The organism is Asticcacaulis sp. (assembly GCF_020217185.1).
Lineage (GTDB): Bacteria > Pseudomonadota > Alphaproteobacteria > Caulobacterales > Caulobacteraceae > Asticcacaulis.
The window spans coordinates 1-10,000 of sequence record NZ_JAIWNX010000266.1 but is presented as its reverse complement, the minus strand read 5'-3'; the positions used below and the strand labels follow the sequence as shown (position 1 = coordinate 10,000).

The following is a 10,000-nucleotide window of genomic DNA, read 5'->3' as shown; positions in this document are numbered from 1 at the left end:
ATGTCAAACCTGGCGCGCACGTCGAAGCGCGACTCGCACGAACTGATGGCCGAAATCTTCAACAATTTCGACCGTCAGACCGAAAGCCGCTTCGTCGCCGCGCTGGAAGAACGTAACCGCGAGTCGGCCGAGCGTATCCGTGCTCTGATGTTCGTGTTCGAAGACTTGTCGAAGCTCGATCCGGGCGGCGTGCAGACGCTGCTGCGGGCGGTGGAAAAGGATCAGCTGGGGCTGGCGCTCAAGGGGGCGTCGGACAGTTTACGCAACCTCTTCTTCTCCAACATGTCCGAACGCGCGGCCAAGATCATGCGCGACGATATGAACTCGATGGGGCCGGTGCGCCTGAAAGACGTCGATTCCGCGCAGATGGCCATGGTGCAGGTCGCCAAGGACCTCGCGGCCAAGGGCGAAATCATGCTGGCCGGTCAGGGAGGCGATGATGAGCTTATTTATTAAGTCTCTTTTCTCCGCGTCGCTGTGCAAAGGGCAAGGAGTCTTCGCATGACCCACACCCCGCCCCGATACAAAAAGTTCGACTTCGGCACCGTCTATGGCGACGGCGGGCATGTGCTGGCCAGCACCCCGAAGGAGAAGAAATTCTTCACCCCCGACGAGGTCGAGGCCATCCGTCAACAGGCCTATACTCAGGGCGAGCTGTCGGCCATGGCGCGCGCTCAGGCGGCGCAGGCGCAGGCCGTGCAGGCCTTGGCCGAGGCGGCCGGCCACGGGCTGGAGGCGCTCAATGCCGTGCTGATGAGCCACAAGGCCGAATGCGTCGAGCTGGCGCTGGTCTGCGCGCAAAAGATCGCCGCTCAGGCGCTGGAGCTGTTCCCCGAAGCGCCGGTCAAGGCGGCGCTGGAGGCGCTGGGCGAAGAGATTTCCGGCGCGCCGCGTCTGATCATCACGGCCTCATCGCCGGACGCCAATCTGCAAAAGGCCGCGCGCGAAGCTGCCGCCCTGACCGGTTTTCAGGGAGCCATTCAGTTCCGTGAGGCCGGTGGTCGCCACGTCGGGGCGTTTGAGATTCAGTGGCCGGAAGGGCGCGCCGCCTATGATCCGGACCGCATCACCGAAGCGCTGCGCGCCGCGCTCAAGGAAGTCTTGCTGGCCGAAATGGCTCACAGTCAACACCCGGCCCACACGCCGGCAACCCGAGAGGCATCATAGCCATGTCTGAGAATTTCCAACTGGAAGAGTTCGGCGAAGGTCAGGCCATGGTGCCCGGCGGCGACGACGAAGGCACCAAGGCGGCGGCCGATCTCGCGCCCGTCTTCGACGTGCCGGTCAATATCTCAGCCGTTCTGGGCAAGGCCTATATGTCGGTGTCGCAGCTTCTCAAGCTGGGGCAGGGCAGCGTTTTGGAGCTGGACCGCAAGGTCGGTGAAGCCATTGATATTTACGTGAACAACCGCCTGGTCGCGCGTGGCGAAGTGGTGGTGGTGGATGAACGTCTGGGCGTGACCATGACGGAAATCATCAAGTCTGAAGATTCGGCCGGGTAAGGAGTAGGGATATGAGACTGCTGGTTGTTGGACGCCTGAGCGGGCAACTCTCCGCCGCCGTAAAGATGGCTATGGATGCCGGGGCCAAGGTGGCGCACGTCGAAACCGTGACCCAGGCCACCGACGCTTTGCGCAAGGGGCAGGGGGCGGACCTGCTGATGGTCGATTATGAGCTGGATATCGGCGCGCTGATCGAAGCCAATGAGCGCGAACGCATCCACGTTCAGGTCGTCGCCTGCGGCGTCAATCCCGACCCGCGCAAGGCGGCGCAGGCGATTACCGCCGGGGCCAAGGAATTCATCCCCCTGCCGCCCGATGCCGAGCTGATCGCCGCCGTGCTGGCCGCCGTCGCCGACGACTCGCGCCCGATGATTTCGCATGATCCGGCCATGCAGGCGGTGATCAAGCTGGCCGATCAGGTATCGGCGTCGGACGCCTCGATCATGATTACGGGCGAAAGCGGCGTCGGTAAGGAGGTCATGGCGCGCTACGTCCATGAAAAATCGAAGCGCGCGCAAAAGCCGTTCATCTCGGTCAACTGCGCCGCCATTCCGGATAATCTGCTGGAATCCGAGCTGTTCGGCCACGAAAAGGGGGCCTTCACCGGCGCCATGGCGCGCCGCATCGGCAAGTTTGAAGAGGCCGATGGCGGCACCCTGCTGCTCGACGAAATCTCGGAAATGGACGCCCGCCTTCAGGCCAAGCTGCTGCGCGCCCTGCAAGAGCGCGTCATCGACCGCGTCGGCGGGGCCAAGCCGGTGCCGGTCAATATCCGCGTGCTGGCGACCTCGAACCGCAATCTGGCGCAGGCGGTCAAGGAGGGTACCTTCCGCGAAGACCTGCTCTATCGCCTCAATGTCATCAATCTGGCCATCCCGCCGCTGCGCGAACGCCCGGCCGATATCGTGGTCCTGTCGGAATTTTTCGTGAAGAAATATTCCGAGGCCAATGGCATCCCGCTGAAGCCCATCGGTCTGGAGGCCAAGCGTCGCCTTCAGGCGCACGGCTGGCCCGGCAATGTGCGTGAGCTGGAAAACGCCATGCACCGCGCCGTGCTGTTGTCGGCGGGTGTGGAAATCGACGCGGAGGCCATCCGTTTGCCGGACGGTCAGCCGCTCAATCCGGTGGCCCCGATCGGCATGGACTACATCAACCGCGCCGCTCAGGCCGCCGAAAGCGCCGCGCGCTCTTTCGTTGGCTCTACCGTGGCCGAGGTCGAGCAGAAGCTGATCCTCGATACGCTGAGCCACTGCCTCGGCAACCGTACCCACGCGGCCAATATCCTCGGCATCTCGATCCGCACCCTGCGCAACAAGCTGAACGAATACGCGGCTCAGGGCTTAAGCATCCCGGCCCCGCAATCGGGCGCTTCGGCGGCGTAAATGTCGGTCTTCAGCCTGTCCGGACGTATCAAAAGCTTTGTGTACGCCTTTGCCGGTATAGGTTTCATGCTGCGTACCCAGCATAATGCCTGGCTTCATGCCGTAGCCTCCTTAGGGGTCGTGGGTGTTGGATTGTGGCTAAGGGTAACACCAGCCGACTGGCGCTGGCTGATTGTAGCCATGGCTATGGTCTGGGTGGCGGAGACCTTTAATACCGCGGTCGAATATGTCTGCGATGTGGTGTCGCCCGGCTATTCCGAGAGCGTAAAACGCGCGAAGGATATAGCCGCAGGGGCGGTTCTTCTGTGTGCCTTTGCCGCGGTTCTGATCGGCGGTTTCACCTTGTGGCCCTATCTCAGGTCGATAGGGTAAGAAGTGGCCACTCCTGCCTGATCCGGGTGCAGGGGCCGTGCCCCTGCCCGCCGGAGGCTCTTTAAAAGCCTACTCACTAATCGGCCTTAACCCTTTCTTCACCACGGCATAGGTAATTTTTGCCTAATGCCAGGAGTTTATCTTCTGCGCGAAGGTACAGGCTTTTGTTTCGGGGACAGTGAGTGGCGGACGCGGCAACAGCCAATACAGGGGTTCAGCCCTTCAAGCTGTCTGAGGTCGCGGGCTGGTTGAAGCGCGGTGAAGTCGTGATGGCCGTCGGCATCATGATGATCATCGTCTTCCTGATCATCCCCATCCCGGCCATCCTCCTCGATCTTTTGCTGTCCATCTCGATTGCCACCTCGGTGCTGATCCTGATGACGGCCATCCTGATCAAGAAGCCGCTGGAATTTTCGGCCTTCCCGACGGTGCTGCTGATCACCACCCTGTTCCGACTGGCGCTGAACGTCGCTTCGACGCGCCTGATCCTCAGCCACGGCCACGAAGGTCACGCCGCCGCCGGTGCGACCATTCAGGCCTTTGGCCAGTTGATCATGCAGGGCAACTTCATCATCGGGCTGATCGTCTTTGCGATCTTCATCCTGATCAACTTCGTGGTCATCACCAAGGGGTCGGGCCGCATTGCCGAAGTGTCGGCGCGCTTCACCCTCGACTCGATGCCGGGCAAGCAGATGGCCATTGATGCCGACCTGTCGGCGGGCATCATCGACATGGAAGAGGCCAAGCGCAAGCGCAAGGAAGTCGAGATGGAATCGAACTTCTTCGGCGCCATGGACGGTGCCTCGAAGTTCGTGCGCGGCGACGCGATTGCCGGTCTGATCATCACCGCCATCAATATTGTCGGTGGTATCCTGATCGGCATTCTGTCGCACGGTATGCCGGCAGGTGAGGCGGCTTCGACCTATATCCAGCTCACCGTCGGCGACGGTCTGGTGACGCAGATTCCGGCCCTGATCATCTCGATGGGTGCGGGTTTTCTGGTGTCGAAGTCCGGCGTCGATGGCTCGGCCGACAAGGCGCTGGTGGCGCAGTTGGCCATGAACCCGGTCGTGCTCGGCATGGTGTCGGCCACGGCGGGCGTGCTGGGCCTTGTCCCCGGTATGCCGATCATTCCGTTTGCCGCCATTGCCATCGGGGCGGGTTTTCTGGCGTGGAAGCTGGGGCGCAAGCCCAAGGAAGACCCTGCCGCGGCGGCCGCCGCACTTGAGGCCGCCCCTGCTGCCCCGACCGAAGAAACCATGGCCGAAACGCTCGCGATCGACGATGTGAAGGTTGAGTTGGGGCTGGGGCTTCTCGGCCTGATCAATGACAATGACGGGCGCAAGCTGACCGATCAGATCAAGGCCCTGCGTCGGACTCTGGCGCAGGAATACGGCTTCGTCATGCCGTTTGTGCGCCTGATGGACAATATGCGCCTGCCGACACAGGGCTATGCCATCCGCCTCAAGGAGATGGAGGCCGGGGCCGGTGAGGTGCGTCTGGGGCAACTGATGGTGATGGACCCGTCCGGGCGTCAGGTCGAACTGCCGGGCGAGCATATGAAGGAGCCCGCCTTCGGGATTCCCGCCACCTGGATCGACAATGCCCTGCGCGAAGAAGCGACCTTTATGGGCTATACGATTGTCGATCCGGCCACCGTCCTGACCACGCATCTGACCGAAATCCTCAAGGACAATATGTCGGAGCTTCTATCCTATTCGGAGGTGGCCAAGCTGTTGAAAGACGCGCCGGAGGGCCAGAAGAAGCTGATCGACGACCTGATCCCGTCGGTGGTGACGGTGGCGACGCTGCAACGGGTGTTGCAGGCGTTGTTGAAAGAGCGCGTTTCGATCCGCGACCTGCCCGCCATCCTCGAAGCGCTGGGCGAAGTGGCCCCGCACACCAAGTCGGTGACACAGATGGTCGAACATGTGCGTTCGCGTCTGGGGCGGCAACTGTGCTGGCAAAACCGCGCCGAAGATGGGGCCCTGCCCATCGTCACCCTGTCGAACGATTGGGAAAACGCCTTTGCCGGTTCGCTGATCGGGGTGGGTGAGGAGCGGCAGTTGTCGATGGCCCCGTCGCAGCTTCAGGAATTTATCCGTGCGGTGCGCGATACGTTCGAGCAGGTGTCGATGTCGGGTGAGGTGGCGGTGCTGCTGACCAGCCCCGGCATCCGACCCTATGTGCGCTCGATCGTCGAGCGCTTCCGCGGCAATACCACCGTCATGAGCCAGAACGAAATCCATCCGAAGGTCCGCCTGCGGACGGTGGGACAGGTGTAGAATCTGGTTAGAGCTGAGTTTGGTTCATGCTGAATCGAAACTCAGCTCTAACCTCTTGTTTTGCCGCGCATTTGATTCCGAAAACCGTTGCACACTTTTCGGAATGCGCTCTAAGCTATTGACAGCGGGTCTGGATAAATCCAAAGCGCGTTTGCGCAACGAAGAGGCAAGGGCATGGGCGTGATCAAAAAAGCCTTCGGCAGCACGAAGCCGAAAGACATTGTCGTCGATCTGATGACCTTTGACCGCCTGCTGACCAAGCCGGTCATCCATATCATCTACTGGGCCGGTCTGGCGTTGGTGGCACTGGGTCTGTTTGCCGTGGTGGGCGGCACCGTCGGTATTGCCATGCGCGAAGAAATGCCGTGGGGGATTTTTCTGGCCGTACCGTTCCTGATCGGCGGGCTCCTGTTCCTCGTGGCGGCGCTGCTGCTGTGGCGGTCTTTCTGTGAATTTTACGTCGCCATCTTCCGCATCGCCGATGATCTGCGGGCCCTGCGCGCGGTGACCGAAGGCGCAAAGCCGGTGGTGGCCGAACCCGCCGCCAATCCGGTATTCACCGCTCCGGTCGAGGCCCCGGCCGCCGAAACGGTCGAAGGCGATGTGCTGGAAAACCCGTTCTTCGTGGCCAAGAAGGCGGACTAGAGCGAAATGACTTTAGGTGGAATCGCCATTTCGCTCTAAATTTTTGTTTTGTCGCGATGTTTTTGCGGAAAACCGCTCACACTTTTCCGCACATCGCTCTAATTCTCCTCCCTGCGCGAAGCGTGGGGAGGTGGCGGCGAAGCCGACGGAGGGGGATGACTCTTTCGGTTGGGTCGGCGCTAATCTTTAAGGATAGAGCGCGTTTTAGGCATCTGCGCTATCCCCCTCCGTCATCTTCGCTTTCGCTCAGATGCCACCTCCCCATTGCTGCGCAACAGGGAGGAGAGTTATCCCAGCGCTTTGACGAAGGCCTGACCGACGGGTTTGAGCTGCCCTGCATCATCGAACAACAATGGCTCGTCGGCGATCAGCCCCCTGTCCTTGCGGTTATACCACGAGTCCTTGTCGCGCAGGCCCCAGACGGTCAGTCCGAACTGCTGCGCCGAGGGCAGGGCCGCATAGGCTTCGGCGGCCTCTTCGTAAAGGGCGCGTTGGGCATCGCGGTAATCTTTGAAATCGAGCGTGTTTTTCGCCGCTTCTTTCAGGCTGATGTCGAGTTCCGACAGATGGATTTTCAGCCCCGTCGCCGCCAGATCACGCAGGGTCTCACGGATCGCGCCTCTGGGGAGATCAGCGGCGATATGGGTCTGCGTACCCAGCACATGCAGAGGCACGCCGCGTGTCAGCATCCCCTCGACCAGAGAGAGGAAGCGTTTGCGCTTGGCCGGGTAGTATTCGAGATTGTAGTCGTTGAGGATCAGCGGGCAGGCCGGGTCGGCCTCATGCGCGGCCTGATAGGCGATGTCGATATAGGCGTCGCCCAAAACCTCGCGCCACAGGCAGTCGCGCAGGTCCGACCCGTCGTCCAGAATGGGTTCATTGACCACGTCCCAGCCATCGACATGGCCTTTGTAGTGGGTCATCACGTCGCGGATATAGGCGCGATAGGCGGTCTCGAACGCCGGGCGGTTGCCTTTCAGCCTCTGGAAAGAGTCGCCGTCCTGCGCGTACCAGATCAGGGTATGCCCCAGAACGGACTGACCATAGTTGCGGGCCTGCTGCACGATGCGGTCGGGCGCGTCGAAGCGCAGGCTGCCGTCGGGCTGGAGGATGTATTCCATCTTCATTTCCCATTCCGGCGTGAGGCGGTCGAAATGGGTGGCGATCATGGCGGCCCATTGCGGATCGCCCATCTGCGCGGTCATGGCGCAGACGCCGAGCGGAAAAGGCGCGTGCGATTTCAGAGGCGCGATGGCACCGGTGGCCGCTTCGCCGCGCCCGCAGGCGCTGAGCAGGGCCGCGCCCATACCGGCCCCCAATGCGGCCAGAGCCGTGCGGCGGGGGAAATCTTGGGGTTTTGTCGTCACCTGTCCCCCTGCGATAGTTTTAGCCGGCGAAGCGCAGACGCAGGGCGGCTTCGTCCATAGCCTCGCTTTCGCGCTTCAGTTCAGCCGCCACCTTCGACAGACGGGTCGTTTCGGCGACGTGCTCAAACTTCTTCAGTTCTTCAAAGGCCCCATTCAGCGAATCGCGAATACCGGCCTCTTCGTGCGCGATCAGCTCCAGTTCCGAGACGCACTGTTCGCGGCGCTGGGCCCAGCCCTTTTTATAGGCGGTCAGGTCGAAGCTGAAGGCGGGCTCCTGCGCGGCGCGGGCGATTTCAAGCGCCAGTTCGGCATCGAGGGTCGAAATCTTCATTTCGACGTGCGTGCGGCGGGTGGCGACCTCGGCCAGACGTTTCTGTAACGTCTCCACCTCGAAAGTCGAAATACGGATCAGAGACTTTACCCACGAGGCCATCACGCTACTCCCTTATTGAGAGCTGAGAATCTGGCCCAAAAGGGTAAAGGAGTCGTCAAGACTTGTGGCCTCATCGGGGCTTTGCGACAGAAATTGTTCGATGCTGGGGTTGAGCTGAATCGCCCGATCGACCAGCGGATCGGCCCCCGTGCGATAGGCCCCGATGCGGATCAGTTCTTCCATATTGGTATAGGCCGACATGACGGCGCGGGCATTGCGCACCACCTCCCGTTCGGGGAGGGTCTGACAGCCTGGCATGGTGCGGCTGATGCTTTTCAGCACGTCGATGGCCGGGAAGCGGCCGCGTTCGGCAATCGAACGGCTCATCACGATGTGGCCGTCCAGAATACCGCGCACAGCGTCGGCAATCGGCTCATTGTGGTCATCGCCATCGACCAGCACGGTGAACAGCCCGGTAATGGGGCCGGTTTGCGTACCGTCGGGCAGCATCGGACCGGGACCGGCGCGCTCAAGCAGCTTGGGCAACTCAGCAAAACAGGTGGGGGTATAGCCCTTGGTCGTTGGCGGTTCACCGGTGGCCAGACCGATCTCACGCTGGGCCATGGCAAAGCGCGTCACCGAGTCCATCAGGCACAGGACCTCAAGCCCCTGATCGCGCAGAAACTCCGACAGGGCCAGCGTCATATAGGCCGCCTGCCGCCGTTTCAGGGCGGGTTCGTCCGAGGTGGCCACGACGACGATGGCGCGCGCAATGCCGGCCTCGCCAAGCGTTTCTTCGACGAATTCACGCACTTCGCGACCGCGTTCCCCGATCAGCCCGACCACCACCGCGTCACAGGCCGCTTCGCGCGCCAGCATGGACAGAAGCACCGACTTGCCGACGCCTGAGCCTGCGAACACCCCCAGGCGCTGACCGCGGCAGCAGGTGGTAAAGACATTCATCGCCCGCACGCCGAGGTCGAGGCGCTCCCCCACCCGTGCGCGCGAATGGGCTGGCGGCGGCGCGGCCTTCAGCGGGTAACCGATGCCGCCCTTGGGCAAGGGCCCCAGCCCGTCGATGGGCTCACCGAAGGCGTCAATAATCCGCCCCAGCCAGGCGGTCGAAGGATAGACCTTGGCCCCTTCGTTCGAAATGCGGATTTCGGCACCGGGGGCGACGCCTTCGACCGGGCCGAAAGGCATCATCAGGGCGCGGTCTTCGCGGAAACCGACGACTTCGACGGGCAGGGGAGCATCGTGGCGGCGCATGATCTCACAGCGCGAGCCCACCTCCATGAACGACATGCCGCCCTTGGCTTCGATCAGCAAGCCATTGACCACGGCCACACGGCCATAGACCTGCATCGGGTCGATATTGCGAGCGGTATGGAGAAGGTCCTGCATGGCCGTGAGTATGGTGAATGGGGCCTTAAGAAAGGTTAACGGATTGCCACTTTTCAATAGTCGAAAGACCTGGCACGGTGCTCTCTTAAGGGGGACAGATGCGCGCCTATTATACCGCCGACCGGGAGAAATTCTTCAGCGATTCCGATGATCAGATTCTCGGTGAACTGGCGCGCGCCAATACCTTTGCGCTCGATCTGGAACAGAAGGGCGCGTGGCTTCAGCAGATACGTATCCTGCGCAATGCGCTGACGGCGATCGAGGCCTTCACCCTCTATTTCGAGTTCACCATCCCGCGCATGGGCAAACGCGCCGATGCGGTGGTGGTCATTGGCGACTGCATTTTCATCATTGAATTTAAGGTCGGCAGCGAAGGCTTTGACCGCCACGCCATCGAGCAGGTCGAAGACTATGCCCTTGATCTGAAAAACTTTCATGCGGGCAGTCATCATCTGTCGATCGTACCCATTCTGGTGGCGACGCGGGCCAAGACGTCGCCGCTGTCTCAGCCGGAACTGGCGCTTGATCAGGTCTCTAAACCGCTGCTGTCCAATGTCATTGACCTTGGTGACATTCTCCGACACGCGGCGGCGCAGCATCGTCACCGGCGACTGGATGTGGCCCAATGGGCCTCCAGTGGTTATCGCCCGACCCCGACCATTATCGAAGC

10 protein-coding genes and 1 pseudogene are annotated in these 10,000 nt (G+C 61.6%); 8 read left to right on the top strand and 3 right to left on the bottom strand.

The window, feature by feature from the left end:
* From LDL37_RS13445 to LDL37_RS13415, 7 genes are all read left to right on the top strand, one after another.
* Nucleotides 1–456 (top strand): FliG C-terminal domain-containing protein (locus LDL37_RS13445; RefSeq protein WP_290799243.1); only part of this gene is annotated, 456 nt, incomplete at its 5' end.
* A gap of 45 nt (nucleotides 457–501) precedes the next feature.
* Nucleotides 502–1,167: a flagellar assembly protein FliH gene (locus LDL37_RS13440; RefSeq protein ID WP_290799242.1), complete on the top strand. Its 666-nt coding sequence runs from the start codon at nucleotides 502–504 to the stop codon at nucleotides 1,165–1,167.
* A gap of 47 nt (nucleotides 1,168–1,214) precedes the next feature.
* The gene (gene fliN, locus LDL37_RS13435; RefSeq protein ID WP_049781676.1) at nucleotides 1,215–1,502 is read left to right on the top strand and encodes a flagellar motor switch protein FliN; all 288 of its coding nucleotides are present in this window, start codon (nucleotides 1,215–1,217) and stop codon (nucleotides 1,500–1,502) included.
* Nucleotides 1,503–1,513: 11 nt separating this feature from the next.
* On the top strand, nucleotides 1,514–2,884 hold the full coding sequence (locus LDL37_RS13430; RefSeq protein WP_290799240.1) for a sigma-54 dependent transcriptional regulator: 1,371 nt from the start codon (nucleotides 1,514–1,516) through the stop codon (nucleotides 2,882–2,884).
* Nucleotides 2,885–3,256 (top strand): diacylglycerol kinase family protein, encoded by a 372-nt coding sequence (locus LDL37_RS13425; RefSeq protein ID WP_290799238.1) that lies wholly within the window; start codon nucleotides 2,885–2,887, stop codon nucleotides 3,254–3,256. It begins immediately after the preceding gene.
* A 182-nt stretch (nucleotides 3,257–3,438) separates the two neighbouring features.
* Complete coding sequence (gene flhA / locus LDL37_RS13420) at nucleotides 3,439–5,541, top strand: flagellar biosynthesis protein FlhA (protein WP_290799236.1); 2,103 nt, start codon at nucleotides 3,439–3,441, stop codon at nucleotides 5,539–5,541.
* A gap of 174 nt (nucleotides 5,542–5,715) precedes the next feature.
* Nucleotides 5,716–6,186: a DUF4282 domain-containing protein gene (locus LDL37_RS13415; RefSeq protein ID WP_126422634.1), complete on the top strand. Its 471-nt coding sequence runs from the start codon at nucleotides 5,716–5,718 to the stop codon at nucleotides 6,184–6,186.
* Between the two features lie 287 nt (nucleotides 6,187–6,473).
* Here the strand turns inward: LDL37_RS13415 and LDL37_RS13410 are convergent, their stop codons facing one another.
* From LDL37_RS13410 to fliI, 3 genes are read right to left on the bottom strand one after another with little or no spacing between them, the layout of a single operon-like run.
* The gene (locus LDL37_RS13410) at nucleotides 6,474–7,553 is read right to left on the bottom strand and encodes an endo-1,4-beta-xylanase (protein ID WP_290799233.1); all 1,080 of its coding nucleotides are present in this window, start codon (nucleotides 7,551–7,553) and stop codon (nucleotides 6,474–6,476) included.
* 19 nt (nucleotides 7,554–7,572) lie between these two features.
* Entirely contained in the window at nucleotides 7,573–7,986 is a 414-nt protein-coding gene (locus tag LDL37_RS13405; protein ID WP_290799230.1) for a flagellar export protein FliJ, read from the bottom strand.
* A 12-nt stretch (nucleotides 7,987–7,998) separates the two neighbouring features.
* Nucleotides 7,999–9,330: a flagellar protein export ATPase FliI gene (gene fliI, locus LDL37_RS13400; RefSeq protein ID WP_126422638.1), complete on the bottom strand. Its 1,332-nt coding sequence runs from the start codon at nucleotides 9,328–9,330 to the stop codon at nucleotides 7,999–8,001.
* A 98-nt stretch (nucleotides 9,331–9,428) separates the two neighbouring features.
* On the opposite strand from fliI, the pseudogene LDL37_RS13395 reads away from it, so the two are divergent.
* Nucleotides 9,429–10,000 (top strand): annotated as a pseudogene (locus LDL37_RS13395) (hypothetical protein); the annotation flags it as partial.